Source organism: Haloarcula sebkhae (genome assembly GCF_014647415.1).
GTDB lineage: Archaea > Halobacteriota > Halobacteria > Halobacteriales > Haloarculaceae > Haloarcula > Haloarcula sebkhae.
This window is the reverse complement of record NZ_BMPD01000025.1, coordinates 1-554: the sequence shown is the minus strand read 5'-3', so window position 1 is coordinate 554 and position 554 is coordinate 1. Positions and strand designations below refer to the sequence as shown.

Genomic DNA, 554 nt, shown 5'->3' with positions numbered 1-554 from the left:
GTGTCCACATGGCTCCCCGCGCTTGAACACGGCGGCCCTCGGGCAAAGCCCTGCGGCCATGTCGGTTTCCCTGTGCCTCCCCCGATACTCGGGTTAGACTTGCCATACAGACACACTCCCTGGCTCGTTTTTCAAAACGTACGACAGAACATCGGCTTCCTGTGAGTCTTACTGGAGACTCGCGTCTCGGTCATTCGTCATAGGACCTTGTATGCCCTGTCGCTCGATCGCCAACTGATTTCATGCTCTATTTCGCCTCCCTTCTGAGGGTACTTTGCAGCGTTCGTTCACACTACTTGTTCACTATCGGTCTCAGGTTGTGTTTAGCCTTCGCAGTCGATGCCTGCGTTATTCGCGAGGGATATCTAACCCCCGCTACTCTGGCACTACCGCACGTCGTACTGGTCTCGAGTACGGGGTTGTCACCCTGTATCACGCTCTGTTCCAAGAGACTTCGTCGAGATGGTCGGACGATGAGAGGTAGCCCTGACACCACATTGCCCGTGAGGGCTTCGGTTTGGGCTGTATCGCGTTCACTCGCGGTTACTAACGAC

General features: G+C 55.8%; 1 rRNA gene. It reads right to left on the bottom strand.

The window, feature by feature from the left end:
* Nucleotides 1-554, bottom strand: a 23S ribosomal RNA gene (locus IEY38_RS21175); the annotation flags it as partial.